Here is a 20,634-nt window from a genome sequence, read left to right as displayed (position 1 = left end):
GCTGGTATTGTGCTTTAGTCTTTAAGGAAAATGTAAGACTAAGCTATTCAAAAAAAATTATAAACTTTCTTTAGCTTCTTCAATAACTTTCTTACTGTTACCAATAAAAATTTGATCGTTATTAATAATCACAGGCCGTTTTAAAAAGGTATAGTGTTCAAGAATAAGATCTCTAAAATCATCTTCTATAAGATCTTCATCTTTAAGATTACGTTGTTTATAAAGTTGTGCTCTTTTACTAAAAAGCGCTTCATAACTTCCGGCAAGATTTTGCATTTCCTCTACATCTTGCTCGCTTAAACCCTGTGTTTTTATATCCTGTTTAATAAATGAAGAAGGAAGGTTTAATTCTTTCATTATACGCTTACAGGTGTCACACGTAGATAGATAATATATTTTTTTCATAACGTGGTTATTTTTATGATTTTACAAAGGTATCTTTTCCCAATTTGAAATGGTATTTTTGATATGTTAGAATTTTTATAATAATACCTATGAACGCTATTTTAGATCTTACATACCGCAATAGAAAAGCCATGTTGAAAATCATAGAACCACTTTCTGTAGCACAACTTAATCATATTCCAGAAGCATTCAATAACAACATTATTTGGAATTTAGCTCACGTAATTTCTGTGCAGCAAGGTCTGGTTTATGGATTATCTAACCTCAACTTTAAAATTGAAAAAGACTTTGTAAAAGCATATACAAAAGGCACAAAGCCAATGGGAGATGTTTCTGAAAAGGATGTCTCAATTATAAAAGAGCAACTATTATACACTATAGAACAAACAGAATTAGATATAAGTGCAGACCGTTTTCAAACTTATAATGAGTATCCGGTAATGTTAGGAAACACGCTAACCAATGTTACAGACGCCTTACAGTTTAATAATTATCACGAAGGTTTACATCTAGGAGTAATTATGTCTTTAAAAAAGTTTGTGTAAAGATTAACCTAAGTGTTTACGCAAATAGTTAAAAACAATACAATGAAATTTAATACAAGAGCAATTCACGGAGGACAACACGATATAGACCCAGCATTCGGGTCTGTAATGACGCCTATTTACCAGACTTCTACTTATAAGCAGACTACACCTGGCGGTCATAAAGGGTATGAGTATTCTAGAAGCGCCAATCCAACACGATCCTCTTTAGAGCAAAGTTTAGCAAGTTTAGAAAACGGAAAGTATGGATTAGCTTTCGGCTCTGGCTTGGCTGCGGTCGATGCTGTATTAAAGTTGCTTGAGCCTGGCGATGAGGTTGTAACTACAAATAATCTTTATGGTGGTTCTTACCGTTTGTTTACATCGATATTCCAGAAGTTTGGTATAAAGTTTCATTTTGTAGATATGGAAAATGCTCAAGATATTGTCGAGCATATTAATGACCACACTAAAATGATTTGGATAGAAACGCCAACAAACCCTATGATGAATATTATAGACATAAAAGCAGTTTCTCAAATCTCGTCTAAACATAAACTTATTCTAGCTGTGGACAATACGTTTGCGACACCTTACCTTCAATCACCATTAGATTTAGGCGCAGATATAGTAATGCATTCTGTTACTAAATACATTGGTGGTCATAGTGATTTGGTAATGGGAGCTCTAATTGTAAATGATAAGGCACTAGCAGATAAACTTTACTTTATACAAAACTCTAGTGGTGCAATATGTGGTCCGCAAGATGCATTTTTAGCTTTACGAGGCGTTAAAACTTTACACGTAAGAATGCAAAGACATTGTGAGAATGGAAAAGTTGTAGCTCATTTTCTAAAAAGTCACCCAAAGGTTGAAAAGGTATATTGGCCAGGATTTCAAGAGCACCCTAACCATATTATTGCAAAAGCACAAATGAAAGATTTTGGAGGCATGGTATCTTTTTCAACTAAAGAAGGATCTTGGGAGTCTGCAATTCAGATTTTAGAAAACTTAAAAGTATTTACATTAGCAGAATCTCTTGGCGGTGTAGAAAGTCTTGCGGGACATCCGGCAAGTATGACACACGCAAGTGTCCCTAAAGAAGACCGTTTAAATATGGGAATTGTAGATTCTCTTATACGATTAAGTGTAGGTATAGAAGACGAATCAGATTTACTAGCAGATCTTAAGCAAGCATTAGGATAAAAAATTAAACTAATAAGACGTTATTTAAGTTAATTAAATATGCTTATTCGAGATAATAAATGTATCCAAAACGAATCCAAAAAATCCAGTCATTAGCTTTGTTATCTGGGTTTCCTGGTTGTTGTGGAGAAAAACCTTCAACCCAATCTGAGCCATAATAATGCCATCGTCCTTCAAAAATAAGATCGCTTAAAGGTCCAAGTTTATAACGTGCTCCAAGACCACCAACTATAGCATAAGTAGAGCCGTCTTCTGGAACAATACTAGCTTCTCTGCCTACAGTAGGGTCTGGTAAAAAAGAATTAAATGTTGTGCTTGGTGAGCCTAAAGGACCTAAATCTGAATATACCTCTGGTGTGTAGTAAACATAATGTACACCAGCACTTATAAAGGGTGCTAGCCTATAACCGTTTGCTTGAAAAGATCTAATGCTTAGTGGCCAATATTCTATACTTGATCCTATTTCAAAAACTTTAGCTTTACCGTGCTGAGCTCTTAATTTAGCACCTTGAAATGTGTTGCTTTCTGCATCATCACCAAAAAAATCTAGGTTAGTAGCGTGGTAATCTGCTTCGGTTCTAAGTTTAAAGTGGTCATTAAAATACTTGTCTCTTGTATAGCAATTGCAATCTGCGCGATATGCAAAATTTATGTAATGTAATAAGCCAATTCCTAATCCAGAATTGTGAGTATTTGTTTGTATGTCATAACGCTGTCCAAAATCTGAGAAGAAGGCAACAGGACCAACTGCAACACCTATTTCTTGAGAAAACCCAAGTTGTGCGTTTGTGGTTTGTAATGACACTAAAAGAAGGGCCAAACCAAGTAAAATATCCTTGATTTTCATTTTAGTAGGTTTAGTTTTGAGACAAAACAAATATATAAATAGTTACTTAACAAAATAGAAAGGTGTGTGTTTTAAAAGTTAAGAATAAAAAATTCTTAAAAAATAATAGGAATATCACAAAATTAAACGCCCTTTTTTATATAACCATTATATTTGCACTTTATTTATTTCAAACGTTTTCGCAAACCGAAACAATACTTTAATTATGGAACAAGAAGTAAAAGAATTTTTAGACAGAGTTTCTCTAAGAAATGCTAATGAGCCAGAATTCATGCAAGCAGTTCATGAAGTTGCAGAAACTGTCATCCCTTTTATAAAAGAAAATAAAAAATATCAGAATAAACGTTTATTAGAGCGTATGACTGAGGCAGAACGTATTATCATGTTCCGTGTAACTTGGTTAGATGATAACGGTAAAATACAAATGAATAGAGGATTCAGAATTCAGATGAATTCTGCTATCGGTCCATATAAAGGTGGTTTACGTTTTCACCCAACAGTTAACTTAAGCGTACTTAAGTTTTTAGCTTTTGAGCAAACATTTAAAAACTCTCTTACAACATTACCAATGGGTGGTGGTAAAGGAGGTTCAGATTTTGACCCTAAAGGAAAATCTGATAATGAAGTTATGCGTTTTTGCCAAAGCTTTATGACAGAGCTACAACGTCATATTGGTGCAGATACAGATGTTCCTGCAGGAGATATTGGTGTAGGCGGAAGAGAAATAGGCTTTATGTACGGACAGTACAAAAGACTAAGAAACGAATTTACAGGTGTATTAACAGGAAAAGGCCGTGAGTATGGTGGTTCTTTAATGCGTCCTGAAGCTACAGGTTACGGTAACGTATACTTTGCGCAAAATATGCTTAAAACAAAAGGAGATTCTTTTGAAGATAAAACAGTTGTTATTTCTGGATCTGGTAACGTGGCCCAATATGCTGCAGAAAAGGTTATTGAGTTTGGAGGAAAGGTTGTAACACTTTCAGATTCTTCAGGATATATCTTAGATAATGATGGTATAGACCAAGAAAAACTTGAGTTTGTAATGGAGCTTAAGAATGAAAAAAGAGGTCGTATTAAAGAATATTTAGATAAATACACTAACGCAGAATACTTTGAAGGTAAGACACCTTGGTCTGTAGCTTGTGATGTTGCCTTGCCTTGTGCTACTCAAAACGAGTTAGAGGAGAGCGATGCTAAGACATTAGTTAAGAATGGATGTATGCTAGTTGGTGAAGGAGCTAATATGCCTTGTACTCCAGAAGCTGTAACTGTTTTTCAAGATGCTAAGATATTATTCTCTCCAGGAAAAGCGTCTAACGCTGGAGGTGTAGCAACATCTGGATTAGAAATGTCTCAAAACTCTATGCGTTATAGCTGGACAGCAGAAGAAGTAGACAAAAAATTACATGAGATCATGAACAACATTCATGACCAATGTGTAAAATACGGTAGCGAAGAAGGTGGCTATGTAGACTACGTGAAAGGTGCAAATATTGCAGGTTTTGTAAAAGTAGCAGATGCAATGCTAGCTCAAGGCGCTGTATAAACAAACAAATAATTTATTTAAAAGCCATTTACACTTTTGTAGATGGCTTTTTTTTATTTTTAGACTATATTAAACTATAGTGAATAGGATTACAAAATTTGTTTTTAAAAACCCTGAACTGTCTATTATTGCTTTTGCAGTTGTAGTGAGACTCATTACGTTTATTTTCTACCCCAATACAACACTATTTAACGATTCGGAAAACTATTTAGATTTAGCAAAGCGCTTGCTTGAGGCTAATCTAATAGGATACGAAGGTTACAGAACACCAGGTTATTCAATGCTTATTCTTTTAGGCTTTCAAAATTTATGCTTAGTTGTTTTAATTCAACATCTACTAGGCATTTGCACCAGTTTGTTTATGTATTGGCTCTTAAGAAGTATTGCACTTCATAAGGGAGTAGCCATAGGTGCTGCTATTTTATATTCGTGTTTATTGCATGTTGTGTTTTTTGAAAAAGGAATTCTTACAGAAACTTTTTCAGCATTTTTGCTAACTGCGATACTTTATATCTTACAACTTCATATTATAAAGAGAAAGTTTAAACCAAGTCATTTTGGAATTCTCTCAGTGTCAATATTGTTGCTGGTAATGACAAAGCCATTTTTCATTTACATCCTGCCAATTATTATCCTCTTTTTAGGAATAGCACTTTGGAGTCAATTACAATTTAAAATCATTAAGCCTATCTTAATTATTACAATACCAACACTTTTAGCAGTAGGAAGTTGGGCGTTTTTAAATAAACAAAATACAGGATACGCAACGTTAAGTAGCTATTTTGGGTATAACCTAGCACAACAAACAGTTAACTTTATACATAAAGCACCCGATGATTATGCAACTGTAAGGGATATTTATGTAAAACAAATAGAGAAAGATAAAGAACAGTTAGGATATACATATTATTCAATTTGGGACGCATATCAACCTATGATGAAAGCTACAGGTTATAATTTTTATGATCTTTCTAATGAGCTTGCTAATATGTCTAAGGCAACAATTATAGCCAACCCTAAGGATTATATTAAGCAAGTATTTTTATCCTGGAAACTTTTTTGGGGAGTAAAATTATATTGGGATCAGTCTCATATCAGTAATCCTGCAGTGGTAATAGTGTATAAAGGCATTTGGTTTTTGCAAAGACCGCTTATTGTTTTTGGTAAAATTTTATTTGTAGGGCTGTTCTTATGGAGTTTTATTAAAGGTGTTTTAAGAAAACGTATATCTGTACATTTGTTATCCTTTATTTTTGCGTTGGTAATTTTAGGGTCTATATTACAGGCTGCTATCATATATTCAGATAATTACAGGTTTTCGTTTCCTTATTTACCTGCAATAATAATTGTCCTTGCAAGTTATAGTGTAAGGCTTACACAGCTTATTAGAAAAAAGAAATGAAGTTAGTTTTTAAATTGTTAGTTCTTGTTCTGCCAATGTCATTAATTGCTCAGGATTTCTCAGAGAATTGGACAGAGTTTTATTCCTACTACAACATTAAAGATGTTAGTAATGGAAACAATAAGATTTATGCAGCAGCAGAGAACGCAATACTTATTTATGATATACCAACAGATTCTGTAAGAACTGTATCTTCTGTTAACGGATTATCTGGAGAGCTTATTACTGCAATACATTATTCAGAAACATACGAATCCTTAATTATTGGTTATGAAAATGGGTTAATTGAAGTTATAAATGATAACAGCACAGAGGTTACTTCGGTAGGTGGTATTATAGAAGAGGTTTCAATTTCACCATTAGATAAACGCATTAATCATTTTATGGAGTTTGAAGATAATATCTATGTATCAACAGACTTTGGAATTGTCCTATATAATCTTCCTAACTTAGAATTTGGAGACACATATAGGATAGGAGATAATGGAGAAGAATTACAAGTAAAACAAACAACAGTTCGTGGCGAAACAATATATGCTGCAACATTTTCAGGAGGTATAAGATATGCAGATGTCACTAGTGAAGATCTTATAGATTTTGAAGAGTGGCAAGGCATAACAACATCTAGTTTTGATGCAGTACAGGTAGTAGGAAGCCAAGTCTATGCTGTTCAAAATAACGGAAGCTTACACCGTATAGAAGGAACCAATTTAGTGTTTGAAGAGTCTTTAGGATTAAGAGCTAGAGATTTGCGTGTAAATAATGAAAACGAACTAATACTAACAACCCAAAGCTTTGTAAGGGTTTATGATGAAAACTTAACCCTTTTAAATGCCATAACAACGCTTCAGGATATTTCACAGAACTATGTGGCAACTACTGTGGTAAATGGGGAGTTTTTTATTGGTCATGATGAGGTTGGCTTAATTGCAACAAGTACAACGTTATCTCCAGAATTTGTAGTTATTAGCCCAGATGGACCATTATTAAACAGCATATTTAATATGGAAGCTTTAGACAATGAGCTGTGGGTTACTTTTGGTGAGCATAACATATTTTATAACCCTTACCCTAGAAGTGATAGAGGTATAAGTCATTTGGTAGAAGATGAATGGCGAAATATTCCTTATGACAGTTTAATGGGTGCTTTAGATATTATTGAAGTTACCTCAAACCCATTTAACTCCGAACAAGTCTTTTTTAGCTCTTTTGGCGATGGGCTTTTAGAAGTGAATGATGAAGTGCCAACGCAATTTTTTACAGGAAATAATTCTGCAATTTTCGATTTTATTCCTAATGGTACAGATGGTAGCCGTGTTAATGGTACGGCATTTAACTCAGAAGGTACTCTGTATCTAGCTCAAGGATTTACAGATATTGCTTTATATAAAAAGGAACAAGACAGTGATGTTATTATGCCTATTGATGATTTGATAGATAACATTCCAACCTTAGGAGATGGTTTGTTAGGTAAAATAGTAATAGATAGAAATGATAATTTATACATAGGATCACAAACACAAGGTTTAGTGGGGTACCAACCTTCTACAGGAATAGTTACACAATTAAAAGATGATGTTGGCGGAGCTGGCTTACCAGATAATGATATTAGAGCTTTAGAGTTTGATCAAAATGGAAGACTGTGGATAGGGTCTTTAACAGGTCTACGAGTTCTTTTTAATCCACAAAGTATCTTTACAGAAGATAATGTAACTGTAGAGCCTATTATTATTGAAGAGAATGGTGTGCCACAAGAATTGTTATTTAGTCAGTTTGTAACATCTATTGAAGTTGATGGCGCAAACAATAAATGGATAGGAACTGCACAATCTGGTGTTTTTTACTTATCACCAAATGGACAAGAAACCTTATTAAGGTTTACAAAAGAAAACTCACCATTACCATCAAATATTATTACAGATATACGTATAGATGAAGCTTCTGGAAGAGTATATATTGGTACTCCAAATGGTCTTTTGGCTTATAATGCTACAGCAACTAGCCCTCAAGATAATTTAGAAAATGTTAGAGCTTACCCTAACCCAGTAAGACCAAACTTTAATGGCGTAGTGGTAATAGATGGTCTTACAGCAAGAGCTAATGTTAAAATAACAGACATCACTGGAAATCTTGTTTATGAAGATACTTCTGTAGGTGGAAGTATTGAGTGGGATACTACAGCATTTGGAAGACATAGAGTAGCTTCTGGCGTTTATTTAATTTTAATTACTGCAGAAGATGCGCTGGAAACTAAGGTGCATAAACTTATGATTATTCGCTAATGCTCGTAACTACAAAAGCAATAGTTATAAGTGCATTAAAGTATGGAGAAGCAGACCTTATTGTAAAACTCTTCACAGAAAGTAGTGGTTTAAAATCTTATCTCCTAAGAGGAATTTTAAAAAGTAAGCGAGGTAAGTTTAGGGCTTCACAATTTCAGCCATTAACATTGCTGGAAGTCGTAGCAAAACATAAAGATAAAGGAACTCTTGAAACACTTAGAGATGCTAAAATCCTAGCAACATATCAAACACTTCACACAGACTTATTAAAGTCAACTGTCATCATGTTTTTGGCAGAGTTACTAAGGAATGCAATACAAGAAGAGGAAAAAAACCCAGAATTATTTGGCTTTCTGGAAACCGCTTTTTTATGGTTTGATAAGTATAATTCATCAAACTTTCACTTGTTATTTTTAGTCAAACTAAGCTTGTTTTTAGGATTTTACCCAGAAGGAACTAACAAAAATGCATCATTTTTCAATTTGTTAGATGGTACGTTCCAAGAAGTTTCTACCAATTCATATTGTATTTCTGGAATTCATAAAGATACTTTAGAACTGTTATTAGGCATAAATTTTGATGGTTTAGAAGAACTAAAACTAAACCAAACCAACCGTTCGGGTATGTTGTCTATGTTGCTTCTTTATTATGAGCTGCATTTGCAAGGCTTCAGAAAACCGAAATCCTTAACGGTTTTAAAAGAAATTTACTCCTAATGCGTCTACTTATACTAAGCTTATGTTTACTGTGTGTATGTACTTTAAAAGCACAGGAAGTTATAGTGTTGTCTGAAGATACAGAAGACCCATTATTTAATGTGGCTGTTTTTAATCTAGATAAATCAAAAAGTAGTGTAACAGATTTTAACGGTAGTGTTAGTCTCAAATCATTTACACTAACTGAAACTATAATCTTTAAGCACCTTGCTCATAAAGTGTTTAAAACCACTAAAGCAAGTGTTTTAAAAGAAGGAAATACGATTTATTTAGAAGCTTCAGAAAACGCATTAGATGAGGTTGTAATGTCTGTGTCTAAATTTTCTCAGAAAGAAAAAGAAGTCTCTCAAAAAATAGTAAGTATTAAAGCTAAGGATATTATAGCTGCAAACCCTCAAACTTCAGCAGATTTACTTGAGAGTACTGGTCAGGTCTTTGTTCAAAAGAGTCAACTTGGTGGTGGCAGTCCAATTATTAGAGGATTTTCAACAAATAGGTTGCTTATAACTGTAGATGGTGTTCGGTTTAATACGGCAATATTTAGAGGAGGAAATGTGCAGAATATTATTTCTATAGACCCATTAGCTGTAGAGAACACAGAGGTTATTTTAGGACCTGGCTCTGTAGTTTATGGTAGTGACGCTGTTGGTGGTGTCATGAATTTTTATTCTAAAAAACCTAAGTTTTCTAATGATGCTAATCTAAAAACTTCTGGAAATGCATTGGTGAGATATGCTACTGCAAATGCTGAAAAAACAGGCCATGTAGATATAAATTTTGGAAAAGAAAAATGGGCGTTCTTAACTAGTGTAAGTTATAGTGATTTTGACGATTTAAAAATGGGGAGTCACGGTCCAGATGAGTATTTAAGACCAGACTATCAAACTACTCAAAACGGAGAAGACCTGGTTGTGCTTAATGATGATCCTAAAGTGCAGGTAGAGACAGGTTTTAATCAAATTTATCTTATGCAAAAAGCTAGGTTTTCTCCTAATACAAAATGGGATTTTAATTTAGGAATAAGCTATTCTGAAACCTCAGACTACCCAAGATACGATAGGTTAATACGTAAGAATGAAGGAGAGTTTAGAGCAGCAGAGTGGTATTATGGACCTCAATCTTGGCTGTCAACAAATTTAGATATAAGGCAAACGCAATCTACATTATTTTATGATGAAGCTAATCTTACGCTAGCTTACCAAAAATTTGAAGAAAGTAGAAATGATAGAAATTTTGGTGAAAATATACGTTTTGAAACAGATGAAGTTGTAAATGCCTATTCTACCAATCTAGATTTTACAAAATCACTAGGGAAGCATAAGGTGTTTTATGGTTTAGAGTATGTTCATAATAAAGTAAGCTCCTTCGGAAAACAAACAAATATAAATACTAACGAATCTGTTGAAGATGCCTCAAGATACCCAGATGGCTCTACTTGGCAATCTGCAGCTGCTTATGCAAGCGCACAATGGTCATTGCAAGATGGCTTAACCTTAACAACTGGTGCCAGATATAATCAAGTGATTGTTAACGCAACATTTAATGACCGTTTTTACGATTTTCCTTTCGATAAAGCAGATATTAACACAGGTGCACTTACGGGTAGTGCAGGATTATCTTGGCAACCAACAGCATTATTTGGAACAAAATTAGGATTTTCAACAGCATTTAGGGCTCCTAATATAGACGATGTAGGAAAGGTTTTTGATAGTGAACCAGGTTCTGTAGTAGTGCCAAATCCAGATTTAGATCCAGAATATGCATATAATACAGAAATAGGATTTACACTAAACTTTAATAATAATGTAAAGTTTGATATAGGTGGTTTTTATACGCTTTTAAATAATGCATTAGTTAGAAGAGATTTTACATTGAATGGAGAGTCTACCATAGATTATCAAGGAGAACCTAGCCAAGTACAAGCCATACAAAATGCAGCAAGTGGAAAAGTATATGGTTTCGAAGCAGGTACAGAAGTAAATTTCAATAAAAACCTTCAGCTTACATCTCAAATAAACATTACAGAAGGCACACAAGAATTAGATGATGGTACAGAAGCACCTTTGAGACACGCAGCTCCAGTTTTTGGAAATACACACTTTAAATTCAGTAAAAACAAAATTACTTTAGATGCATTTGCAGAATATAATGGAGAATTTAGTTTTGAAGAATTAGCACCAAGTGAGCAGGATAAACCATATTTATATGCAATTGATGAGAATGGAAATCCATATTCGCCATCTTGGTACACCTTAAATTTTACAGCTCAATACGATGTTTTAGATAACCTAAAAGCAACAGCAACTGTAGAAAATATAACAGACCAGAGATACAGAACTTACTCTTCTGGAATAGCAGCGGCAGGACGAAATCTTATTCTTGCCTTAAGCTATGATTTTTAATAAAAGAATTTAAAAATTTTAACTCAAGTTTTTTCAAATTATAAAAACGCTTTAGTGTGAAGCAACTACAATGTTTACAGAGACTAAAGACCCTAATTTTTACCCAAAAATTCATTACTTTCGCACTTCATTAGAAAATGCACAGTAATGAGTACGAAGTTCACTGAATACAAAGGACTTGACCTGCCTAAAATAGCATCAGAAATTCTTGACTACTGGAAAGAAAACAAGATTTTCGAAAAATCTATCAGCTCTAAAGATGACAATAAGCCCTTTATCTTTTTTGAAGGACCACCATCTGCAAATGGTTTGCCTGGAGTTCATCACGTGTTAGCACGTAGTATCAAGGATATTTTCCCTCGTTACAAGAGTATGAAAGGTTTTCAAGTTAAGCGTAAAGCAGGTTGGGATACTCATGGCTTACCAATTGAACTTGGAGTAGAAAAAGAACTGGGCATTACTAAAGAAGATATAGGTACTAAAATCTCTGTAGAAGATTACAATAAAGCTTGTAAGAAAGCAGTAATGAGATATACAGATGTTTGGAATGACCTTACCGAAAAAATGGGCTATTGGGTAGATATGGAAGATCCATATGTTACGTACAAGTCTAAATACATGGAAACCGTTTGGTGGTTGTTGTCTCAAATTTATAGCAAAGGTTTGCTTTATAAAGGCTATACCATACAACCTTATTCTCCAAAAGCAGGAACAGGTTTAAGCTCTCATGAGCTTAACCAACCAGGAACATATCAAGATGTGTCTGATACTACTGTGGTGGCACAATTTAAAGCAGATGCTTCAACATTGCCCGAAGAGCTAAAGGCATATAAAGACAATTTATTCTTCTTAGCTTGGACAACAACACCTTGGACATTACCAAGTAATACAGCATTAACAGTTGGACCTAAGATAGATTATGTGGTTGTAAAAACATACAACCAATATACTTTTGAGCCAATTACAGTAATTGTAGCTAAAAAGTTAGTAGCTAAACAATTTAACAAGCGTTTTAGCGCTGTTGAAACAGAAGAAGAACTTTCAGCCTATAAAGAAGGCGACAAAAAGATACCTTACTTAATAGTTTCAGAACATAAAGGAAAAGATTTAGTAGGTATACGCTATGAGCAACTATTATCTTATGCTAAGCCGTACGAAAACCCTCAAGATGCATTTAGAGTAATTTCTGGAGATTTTGTTACAACAGAAGACGGTACAGGAATAGTGCACACAGCACCAACATTTGGTGCAGATGATGCTTTGGTAGCTAAGCAGGCATCACCGCAAATACCACCGTTATTAGTAAAAGATGATAACGACAACCTTGTGCCACTAGTCGATTTACAAGGGAAATTCACCAAACATATGGGTGAGTTTGCTGGTAAATATGTGAAAAATGAGTACTATGATGAAGGGCAAGCGCCTGAGAAATCTGTAGATGTTGAGTTAGCCATAAAGCTAAAGGAAGAAAATAGAGCATTTCACGTAGAGAAATATGTGCACAGTTATCCAAACTGCTGGCGTACAGATAAGCCAATCTTGTACTATCCGTTAGATTCTTGGTTTATAAAAGTAACAGATGTTAAAGATCGTATGCACGAGCTTAACACAACAATTAACTGGAAACCTAAAGCAACAGGTGAAGGCCGTTTTGGAAATTGGTTAGCAAATGCTAATGACTGGAACCTGTCTAGATCTCGCTATTGGGGAATTCCATTGCCAATTTGGAGAACAGAAGATGGTAAGGAAGAGTTAATGATAGGCTCTGTTGAAGACCTTAAAATTGAAATGAAAAAGTCTGTTGAAGCAGGCATAATGGAGAAAGATATTTTTGAAGAATTTGTAGTAGGAGATAACTCCGAAGAAAATTATGATAAGATAGACTTACATAAAAATATAGTAGACCAAATTATCTTGGTATCTTCTAAAGGAGAGCCAATGCGTCGTGAAGCAGATTTAATTGATGTTTGGTTTGATAGTGGAAGTATGCCATATGCACAATTTCACTATCCATTCGAGAATAAAAGACTTGTTGAGACCACGTGGCGTAAAGCAGATTTTATTGCAGAAGGCGTAGACCAAACAAGAGGATGGTTTTACACCTTGCACACAATTGCAACAATGATTTTTGATGATGTTGCATACAAAAATGTAGTTTCTAATGGATTAGTTTTAGACAAGAATGGTCAAAAAATGTCTAAGCGTTTAGGAAATGCTGTGGATCCTTTTGAAACACTTTCTGTTTATGGACCAGATGCAACAAGATGGTACATGATAAGCAATGCCAATCCTTGGGATAACCTAAAGTTTGATATTGAAGGTATAGAAGAAGTAAGACGCAAATTCTTTGGAACGCTTTACAACACCTATTCATTCTTTAGTCTGTATGCAAACCTAGATGGCTTTACATATGATGAAAACCCTATTCCTTTAGAGCAACGCCCAGAAATAGATCGTTGGATATTGTCTGAATTACATTCACTTATTAAAGATGTAGACTCATATTATAATGATTATGATGCCACAAGAGCAACTAGAGCAATATCTGAGTTTGTACAAGAAAACCTTAGTAACTGGTTTGTAAGATTAAGCAGAAGGCGTTACTGGAAAGGCGATTATGAAACAGATAAAATATCAGCATATCAAACACTTTTTGAGTGTTTGTTAACCGTATCTAAACTCGGAGCTCCAGTCTCTCCATTTTTTATGGACAAACTTTACAGAGACTTAATAATGGCTTCAAATAAGGAGCCGTTTGAAAGTGTACATTTGGCCGAATTTCCGATAGCAGATGAAACGGTCATTGACAAAAGTTTAGAGAGTAAAATGAAAAAGGCACAAATAGTGTCTTCTTTAGTACTTTCATTACGAAGAAAAGAACAAATAAGAGTACGCCAGCCATTACAGCGTATTATGATACCTGTATTAAACGACCAACAGCGTAGCGAGATTTTAGCAGTAGCAGACCTTATAAAAACAGAGGTTAACGTTAAGACTATAGAGCTTTTAGATGATGCAAGCGATATTCTTGTAAAGCAGATTAAGCCTAACTTTAAAGTTCTTGGTCCGCGTTTTGGAAAAGACATGCGCTTTGTGGCTTCAGCAATATCAGAGATGAATGCTAAAGAAATCACAAAAATTGAGCAAGAAGGCGAAATCAGTATTGATGTTAATGGGAATTTAACTAAATTGACCCTCGAAGATGTCGAAATCACCTCTCAAGACATTGAAGGTTGGCTAGTTGCAAACAACTCTGGAATCACGGTAGCGTTAGACGTGACAATTTCTGAAGATCTTAGAAAAGAAGGAATTGCAAGAGAGTTTGTCAATCGTATTCAAAACCTACGTAAAGATAGTGGTTATGAGGTCTCAGACACCATTGCTATTAAAATACAAAAAGACGGCAAAATCGAGACTGCCGTAACAGACAATATGGAGTATATTAAAAACGAAACTCTAGCTACAAGTCTCGATCTTGTAGAAGAGTTAGATAATGGTACAGTAGTTGAGTTTGATGATGTAACTACGAAGCTATTTATAGATAAAAACTAAATCATTATGGCACAAACAGATGTAAAAGAAAGATATAGCGATAAGCACTTAGAAGAATTTAGAGCTATTATATTAGAAAAAATTGAATCTGCAGAACATCAACTTAAAATGTATGAAGAAGCATACAATAACTTAAGTGGTAATGGCACAGAAGATACTGCGCCAACATTTAAGGCATTTGATGAAGGTAGTGAAACAATGAGTAAGGAAAGCAACGCACAGTTAGCTAGAAGACAAGAAAAATTTATACGTGATCTTAGGAATGCAATAGTACGTATAGAAAACAAAACGTACGGTATTTGTCGTGTAACAGGAAAACTAATAAATCCTGAGCGTCTTAAACTTGTGCCACATGCTACTTTAAGTATAGAGGCTAAAAATATGCAACAGTAGTTGTTTCTTAAAAGATAATTTTTAAAAACGCTCCTATTTGGGGCGTTTTTTGATGTTATAAAATGATGATACGTAGTATTAAAATATATTTTACAGTCTGTTGTTTTTTCGCAATTCTTGTTCAACAAAATACTTTTGCTCAAAAACAAACAGAACAACAAATTGATGCAAATGAGATAACAACCATCTTGGTAGAAAGTAATGAGGTTTTCAAAATCACATTAAAAACAGCGAAGACTCCGTTTGTAACTATTAAAACAACCTCTGAAGGTGAATACTATCAAAACATATCCTTAATTACAGAACTTACTGGAGAAATTTTAAAAGTAACGTCAAAATATCCACAAATACTTACAAGTGGTTATGATAAGCTAAGCGCTCACAAAGTATTGGCTATGGAAGTTATTCTTGAAGTGCCAGAAAATTTATCTGTACAAATACAAAGCAATGTAGCCTCAGTGTTTGGAGAAGGTAGTTTTGAGTACTTACAATTAGAATTAAAATCAGGGCAATGTGTCCTCAGTAATTTTAATGGTAATTTATTGGTTAACACTTATAACGGAAATATTGCAGTAGCAACAAGCCCATCAAGAGTAGAAGCAGAATCCAGGCACGGTACACTTATAAATAACCTAGATTATACAGGACAACAACTCTTAAAGCTTAAAACTATAGATGGCAATATTACCATCACAAAATCTCAATAAAAAAAGCTTATTTTTGCTCCCGTTAAAGTGCGTTTAATTTTATTATAGCAGCGTACTTACACTATTTTGATAATAAGAAACAATTTATGTCTTTAAAGAAAGCATCCTTACTTATACTAGTGGTTTTATTAATAGACCAAATTTCTAAGATTTACATTAAAACTAATTTTATACTGGGTGATGAGGTAGCTGTATTAAGTTGGTTTAAAATTAGGTTCATAGAAAATCCTGGAATGGCTTGGGGTTTCGAGTTGCCAGGTAACTACGGAAAGTTAATTCTTACCTTATTTAGAATAGTCGCTATTGCTGGTATAGGATATTGGTTGTGGGATAGTGTAAAGAAAAATGGTTCTAAAGTATTAATAGCTTCAATAGCATTAATATTTGCTGGTGCTTTAGGTAACATTTTAGACTCTGTATTTTACGGGATTGTTTTTAATGACAGCTTGCATCAAGTGGCTACTTTCCTACCAGAAGAAGGAGGTTATTCTTCGTTATTTCATGGTAAAGTAGTAGATATGCTTTACTTTCCTTTATACCAAGGTTACTTACCAGAATGGGTGCCATTTTGGGGTGGTGAGTATTTTAGATTCTTTGAGCCTGTTTTTAATATTGCAGATTCTGTAATATTTATAGGGGTTGTAATGTTATTAATCTTCAATAAGAAAGCATTTCCTAAAACAGAAGAAGAAGCTTAAAAAGAATACACCTTTTCTGGTGTTACACAATAATCTAGAGGTATGTCTGTGTTTAAGACATCTTCAAAGGGTTCTTCTTCAACTTCAAAAAAACTTAATCCAATTTTAATGGTTTCAGGTTTACATAGTGCTAAAAAGGCATCATAAAACCCTTTACCATAACCTGCACGTTGCCCTGTTTTGTCAAAAGCTAATAAAGGTATAAATACAACATCTATTTGTTCAGAAGTAATTTCTATACCATCTAATGGTTCTGGTATATTGTAGGCGTTTAACTTTAACCGTGTATTGTCCAATAACAAGATGCTTTTCATAGCTCTTGTTTTAAAGTCTGTTTTAGGTATAACTACTTGTTTGTCCTTACCATTTAAAATATGTAGCAGGTATTCTGTATTAATTTCGGCTTGTGTTTCAATTGCTAGGAAAATATGATAAAAAGAATGTTCCCAGATATGAAGTTGCAATGCTTTATTTGCAATTCTCATGCTTAATTCTTCACGAGTTTCTACACTTAAGTTTTGCCTACGTAGTTTATTAGTTGTCCTCGCCTTCTGCTTCTTCATTAGATTGACTTGAAGTTGAAATATGAAAAATGGCATCTCCTTGATATACCATAGGAGATTGATTTACATTAATAATATACCCTTCATTATTAGTTTTAACCTTATGTCTAAATTGACCATATGGGTCTGTTATTGTGGCAATATATTCTCCTTTTTCTACGTGTTTGCCACATTCTATTTTTGTGTGTAGCAAACCACTATATTTAGCTCTTATCCATGTGCTAGAGTCTATAATTACTGTAGGAGCGTTAACGTCTGGTACACTAAATTTATCATCTAACATACCTAGGTGATTTAAGATTCTCATAGATCCATCAACACCATATTTTGCAATGGTTTTATCGTTATCCTGAGATTTTCCGCCTTCAAAAAGTAATATAGGAATATTTAGTTTTCCGCAAGTTTCTCTGTAAGATTTTGGGATTGTTTTAGAGTACATAGTGAAAGGCGCGTTAAATACTTTAGCAAAATCTAAAGCTTCTGCATCTCCTTTTTTCACTCTAATCTGTGGTGCATTAAATCGACTTGCACCACCAGTGTGAAAGTCTAAACAATAATTAGCAACAGGTAAAATATTTTTTGTGAATTGGTAAGCAAGTCTACTTGCTAAACTACCATTCTTAAAGCCTGGAAATACTCTATTAAGGTCGCGACCATCTGGAAATTCACGATTCATATTTAAAAATCCGAAGACGTTTAAAACAGGAACACATATAATAGTCCCTATTTTAGGTTTATTAATGCCTTTAGATATTAGTTGCCTTACTATTTCGACACCATTTACTTCATCACCATGTATACCACCAGTTATAAGTACTGTTGGGCCAGGAACTTTAGAGCGCTCAATAATTATAGGCACATCTACATTGGTTGTAGTGTAAAGCTTAGCCATATTAAAATTAATGGTAGCTTTTGCTCCTGGTAAAATAGTTTGGTCAAAAATGTAAAGTACGTTTTGATCGTCTATATGAGCCATTATATGTTCTTTTCTATATAACGAACAATTGATTTTGCAATGTCTTTTCCAGTTGCTGTTTCAATACCTTCTAATCCTGGAGATGAGTTTACCTCAAGTATCAATGGGCCACGCTCACTTTGTAGCATATCTACACCTGCAACACCTAACCCCATAACTTTTACGGCTTTAATTGCTGCAATCTCTTCTTCGTCTGTTAATTCAATAATGCTTGCAGATCCTCCACGGTGCAGGTTGCTTCTAAATTCTCCTTCTTTACCTTGGCGCTTCATTGCACCAACAACTTGTCCATCTACCACAAATGCTCTAATGTCTGCTCCTTTTGCCTCCTTTATAAATTCTTGTACAATAACACGAGCTTGTAAGCCATTAAATGCTTCTAAAACAGATTCTGCTGCCTTTTCAGTTTCAGCTAAAACCACACCTAATCCTTGTGTGCCTTCTAGTACTTTAATGATAACTGGAGCGCCACCAACATGACTAATAATTTGCGAAACGTCTTTAGAGTAATTGCTAAAAACAGTTTTTGGCATACCCAACCTTGCTTTGGTAAGCAACTGTAAACTTCTTAGTTTGTCTCTACTTCTTACTAAAGCTTGAGATTCTGTAGTAGTAAAAGCACCCATCATCTCAAATTGGCGTACAACAGCTGTACCATAAAATGTGATAGAGGCACCTACTCGAGGTATTACAGCATCTACGTGTTCTAATACACGACCTTTATATACAATAGTTGGTTTTCTCTTTTCAATAATTAGATCACACTTTAAAGGATCAATAACCTCTACATCATGCTTTCTTTTTTTACATGCTTCAATTAAACGCTGTGTTGAATAAAGGTTAGCATTTCTAGATAAAATTTTGATATTCATAAGATCAATATAATTGAAGCCTTTAATTTTGAGTGCTTCGTTAAATTAAAGGTTATAAAATTTCTGAAGAAACATCTTTAGTGTTTTCTTGGGAAGTTGCTTCAAAAGAGAGGTTTGAAAACTCTGTGTCTACTATAAACTTTTTGGTTAAAAATTTTCTGCCAATAAGAACAGGATAGCGCATATCATCTCTACTACTAAGTGATAATGATATCTTATAAACCTTATTAAAAATCTTAATGTTAGAGTCTATACTATATCTCACATCTACCTGGCCGTTGCTACTTCTTACATATACTACATCGTAATTGGTAAAGCTAAATTCTTTACCATTATAGTTTGGGTGAGTGTCATCTAAAAACTTACATTTTAAAACACCATCAACTTCTTCTATATCCTTGCAATGTATGCTAGAGGTGTAAGCGCCAGTATCTATTTTAATAGATATTTCATTAAGATTTAACTTAGGGAAATTAACCACGTCTACACGTCCTATAACCTTTTTGTCCATAGTATTTGCAAGGTAATAAAATTTAAAACCAAAGCTGCAAAGTTACAAGATAGCAATGGGATATTTAGTAGCGCCAAAAATTAAATACAAAGTTTAATTACTAAAGAGAAGAGAAAACTTTAAAGTTTATAATGTCTTTCAATATAGCTTATTATAGATTTAGAGACACTTTTTTGTGTTGTCTTTTCTATACCTTCTAAACCAGGTGTGGAGTTTACCTCTAAGACCATAGGGCCATTTTTAGACTGTAATATATCTACACCACAAACCCCTAAACCTAAAGTCTTAGCCGTTTTAATCGCAACCTGTTCTTCGGCTTTTGAGAGTGAAACACTTTTTGCAGTGCCGCCTCTATGTAAATTACTTCTAAAATCTCCTTTAGCACATTGGCGTTTCATTGCGGCAACCACCATACCATCTACCACGATAACCCTAAGGTCTGCGCCTTTAGATTCTTCAATAAACTCCTGCAATACAAAACGGGCATTTAAGGATTCAAGTGTTTCAATAGTAGTTAACGCATGTTTTCGGCCTTCGGCTAATATAACGCCATTTCCATGTGTGCCTTCAAGAAGTTTAATTATGATTGGCCCGTCAGGAAACTGATTTAATAATCCTTCGGCATCACCATAAAAATTACCAATAACAGTTTTTGGGGTTGGTATTTGTTGTCTTACCAAAAGTTGAAAACATGTCCATTTATCTCTGGAGTTAAGGATTGCTTGAGAGGAAACAGTGGAGAAAACTTGTAAAGCTTCAAATTGTCGTACTACAGAAACACCAGTTGCAGTTTGAGATGAGCCAATGCGCGGTATAACGGCATCCAGATCATTAACAATGTCATCATAATATCTTAGTACAGCCTTACCACTTTTAATAGTTAAGTTACAAGCCAAAGGATCTATAACTTCCATATCGTGACCTCTAGACCTTCCTGCTTTCAGTAAGCTTTTGGTAGAGTATAAGTGCTCGCTACGCGAAAGTATGGCTATATTCATAGAGCTTGCAATATAGTATTTTCTTAAAACG

General features: G+C 34.2%; 18 protein-coding genes. 11 read left to right on the top strand and 7 right to left on the bottom strand.

Features of this window, described 5'->3' with window-relative positions; genetic code table 11:
* Positions 1-57: 57 nt before the first annotated feature.
* Positions 58-405 (bottom strand): arsenate reductase family protein, encoded by a 348-nt coding sequence (locus CA2559_RS02550; RefSeq protein ID WP_041240866.1) that lies wholly within the window; start codon positions 403-405, stop codon positions 58-60.
* 89 nt (positions 406-494) lie between these two features.
* Here CA2559_RS02550 and CA2559_RS02545 point away from each other — a divergent pair, with 89 nt between their 5' ends.
* Together CA2559_RS02545 and CA2559_RS02540 are read left to right on the top strand one after the other, a co-directional pair.
* Positions 495-950 (top strand): DinB family protein, encoded by a 456-nt coding sequence (locus tag CA2559_RS02545; protein ID WP_013186273.1) that lies wholly within the window; start codon positions 495-497, stop codon positions 948-950.
* Positions 951-992: 42 nt separating this feature from the next.
* Complete coding sequence (locus tag CA2559_RS02540; protein ID WP_013186272.1) at positions 993-2,135, top strand: cystathionine gamma-synthase; 1,143 nt, start codon at positions 993-995, stop codon at positions 2,133-2,135.
* Positions 2,136-2,178: 43 nt separating this feature from the next.
* Here the strand turns inward: CA2559_RS02540 and CA2559_RS02535 are convergent, their stop codons facing one another.
* Entirely contained in the window at positions 2,179-2,982 is an 804-nt protein-coding gene (locus CA2559_RS02535; RefSeq protein WP_013186271.1) for a THC0290_0291 family protein, read from the bottom strand.
* 205 nt (positions 2,983-3,187) lie between these two features.
* Between CA2559_RS02535 and gdhA the strand changes: the two genes are divergently transcribed.
* The 9 genes from gdhA (at position 3,188) to CA2559_RS02490 (ending at position 16,683) form a co-directional block, all read left to right on the top strand.
* Entirely contained in the window at positions 3,188-4,531 is a 1,344-nt protein-coding gene (gene gdhA, locus CA2559_RS02530) for an NADP-specific glutamate dehydrogenase (protein WP_013186270.1), read from the top strand.
* 79 nt (positions 4,532-4,610) lie between these two features.
* A complete protein-coding gene (locus CA2559_RS02525; RefSeq protein WP_013186269.1) occupies positions 4,611-5,933 on the top strand; it encodes an ArnT family glycosyltransferase in 1,323 nt (440 codons plus the stop codon).
* Positions 5,930-8,215, top strand: coding sequence for a type IX secretion system anionic LPS delivery protein PorZ (gene porZ, locus CA2559_RS02520; RefSeq protein ID WP_013186268.1), 2,286 nt, complete (start codon positions 5,930-5,932; stop codon positions 8,213-8,215). Before CA2559_RS02525 ends, porZ begins: the two co-directional genes overlap by 4 nt.
* The gene (gene recO / locus CA2559_RS02515) at positions 8,215-8,931 is read left to right on the top strand and encodes a DNA repair protein RecO (RefSeq protein WP_013186267.1); all 717 of its coding nucleotides are present in this window, start codon (positions 8,215-8,217) and stop codon (positions 8,929-8,931) included. Before porZ ends, recO begins: the two co-directional genes overlap by 1 nt.
* Complete coding sequence (locus CA2559_RS02510) at positions 8,931-11,333, top strand: TonB-dependent receptor plug domain-containing protein (RefSeq protein ID WP_041240865.1); 2,403 nt, start codon at positions 8,931-8,933, stop codon at positions 11,331-11,333. The genes recO and CA2559_RS02510 overlap by 1 nt, the downstream gene beginning before the upstream one ends.
* Before the next feature lie 147 nt (positions 11,334-11,480).
* Entirely contained in the window at positions 11,481-14,885 is a 3,405-nt protein-coding gene (gene ileS, locus CA2559_RS02505; RefSeq protein WP_013186265.1) for an isoleucine--tRNA ligase, read from the top strand.
* Between the two features lie 6 nt (positions 14,886-14,891).
* On the top strand, positions 14,892-15,278 hold the full coding sequence (locus tag CA2559_RS02500) for a TraR/DksA family transcriptional regulator (protein ID WP_013186264.1): 387 nt from the start codon (positions 14,892-14,894) through the stop codon (positions 15,276-15,278).
* Positions 15,279-15,340: 62 nt separating this feature from the next.
* Entirely contained in the window at positions 15,341-15,985 is a 645-nt protein-coding gene (locus tag CA2559_RS02495) for a hypothetical protein (protein WP_148232767.1), read from the top strand.
* Positions 15,986-16,071: 86 nt separating this feature from the next.
* Complete coding sequence (locus tag CA2559_RS02490) at positions 16,072-16,683, top strand: lipoprotein signal peptidase (protein ID WP_013186262.1); 612 nt, start codon at positions 16,072-16,074, stop codon at positions 16,681-16,683.
* On the opposite strand, the gene CA2559_RS02485 is transcribed toward CA2559_RS02490, so the two are convergent.
* The 5 genes from CA2559_RS02485 to CA2559_RS02465 all read right to left on the bottom strand — a co-directional run bounded on the left by CA2559_RS02485 (position 16,680) and on the right by CA2559_RS02465 (position 20,603).
* Complete coding sequence (locus CA2559_RS02485) at positions 16,680-17,246, bottom strand: 5-formyltetrahydrofolate cyclo-ligase (RefSeq protein ID WP_013186261.1); 567 nt, start codon at positions 17,244-17,246, stop codon at positions 16,680-16,682. The genes CA2559_RS02490 and CA2559_RS02485 overlap by 4 nt on opposite strands.
* A complete protein-coding gene (locus CA2559_RS02480; protein WP_013186260.1) occupies positions 17,218-18,222 on the bottom strand; it encodes a succinylglutamate desuccinylase/aspartoacylase family protein in 1,005 nt (334 codons plus the stop codon). The genes CA2559_RS02485 and CA2559_RS02480 overlap by 29 nt, the downstream gene beginning before the upstream one ends.
* Entirely contained in the window at positions 18,222-19,094 is an 873-nt protein-coding gene (gene rimK, locus CA2559_RS02475; RefSeq protein ID WP_013186259.1) for a 30S ribosomal protein S6--L-glutamate ligase, read from the bottom strand. The genes CA2559_RS02480 and rimK overlap by 1 nt, the downstream gene beginning before the upstream one ends.
* A 52-nt stretch (positions 19,095-19,146) precedes the next feature.
* On the bottom strand, positions 19,147-19,605 hold the full coding sequence (locus CA2559_RS02470; RefSeq protein WP_013186258.1) for an ATP-dependent zinc protease family protein: 459 nt from the start codon (positions 19,603-19,605) through the stop codon (positions 19,147-19,149).
* A gap of 119 nt (positions 19,606-19,724) precedes the next feature.
* Positions 19,725-20,603: a RimK family alpha-L-glutamate ligase gene (locus tag CA2559_RS02465; RefSeq protein ID WP_013186257.1), complete on the bottom strand. Its 879-nt coding sequence runs from the start codon at positions 20,601-20,603 to the stop codon at positions 19,725-19,727.
* Positions 20,604-20,634 lie beyond the last annotated feature (31 nt).

Origin of the sequence: Croceibacter atlanticus HTCC2559 (assembly GCF_000196315.1) — a bacterium.
Classification (GTDB): Bacteria; Bacteroidota; Bacteroidia; order Flavobacteriales; family Flavobacteriaceae; genus Croceibacter; species Croceibacter atlanticus.
This window is presented reverse-complemented; position numbering and strand designations above follow the sequence as displayed.

Bases quoted from the DNA above. Each gene is read 5' to 3' on its own strand.
- recO (WP_013186267.1), top strand. From the start codon at position 8,215: ATGCTCGTAACTACAAAAGCAATAGTTATAAGTGCATTAAAGTATGGA.
- ileS (WP_013186265.1), top strand. From the start codon at position 11,481: ATGAGTACGAAGTTCACTGAATACAAAGGACTTGACCTGCCTAAAATA.
- porZ (WP_013186268.1), top strand. From the start codon at position 5,930: ATGAAGTTAGTTTTTAAATTGTTAGTTCTTGTTCTGCCAATGTCATTA.
- rimK (WP_013186259.1), bottom strand. From the start codon at position 19,094: ATGAATATCAAAATTTTATCTAGAAATGCTAACCTTTATTCAACACAG.
- CA2559_RS02490 (WP_013186262.1), top strand. From the start codon at position 16,072: ATGTCTTTAAAGAAAGCATCCTTACTTATACTAGTGGTTTTATTAATA.
- CA2559_RS02495 (WP_148232767.1), top strand. From the start codon at position 15,341: ATGATGATACGTAGTATTAAAATATATTTTACAGTCTGTTGTTTTTTC.
- CA2559_RS02535 (WP_013186271.1), bottom strand. From the start codon at position 2,982: ATGAAAATCAAGGATATTTTACTTGGTTTGGCCCTTCTTTTAGTGTCA.
- CA2559_RS02540 (WP_013186272.1), top strand. From the start codon at position 993: ATGAAATTTAATACAAGAGCAATTCACGGAGGACAACACGATATAGAC.
- CA2559_RS02470 (WP_013186258.1), bottom strand. From the start codon at position 19,605: ATGGACAAAAAGGTTATAGGACGTGTAGACGTGGTTAATTTCCCTAAG.
- CA2559_RS02465 (WP_013186257.1), bottom strand. From the start codon at position 20,603: ATGAATATAGCCATACTTTCGCGTAGCGAGCACTTATACTCTACCAAA.
- CA2559_RS02545 (WP_013186273.1), top strand. From the start codon at position 495: ATGAACGCTATTTTAGATCTTACATACCGCAATAGAAAAGCCATGTTG.
- CA2559_RS02485 (WP_013186261.1), bottom strand. From the start codon at position 17,246: ATGAAGAAGCAGAAGGCGAGGACAACTAATAAACTACGTAGGCAAAAC.
- gdhA (WP_013186270.1), top strand. From the start codon at position 3,188: ATGGAACAAGAAGTAAAAGAATTTTTAGACAGAGTTTCTCTAAGAAAT.
- CA2559_RS02480 (WP_013186260.1), bottom strand. From the start codon at position 18,222: ATGGCTCATATAGACGATCAAAACGTACTTTACATTTTTGACCAAACT.
- CA2559_RS02500 (WP_013186264.1), top strand. From the start codon at position 14,892: ATGGCACAAACAGATGTAAAAGAAAGATATAGCGATAAGCACTTAGAA.
- CA2559_RS02550 (WP_041240866.1), bottom strand. From the start codon at position 405: ATGAAAAAAATATATTATCTATCTACGTGTGACACCTGTAAGCGTATA.
- CA2559_RS02510 (WP_041240865.1), top strand. From the start codon at position 8,931: ATGCGTCTACTTATACTAAGCTTATGTTTACTGTGTGTATGTACTTTA.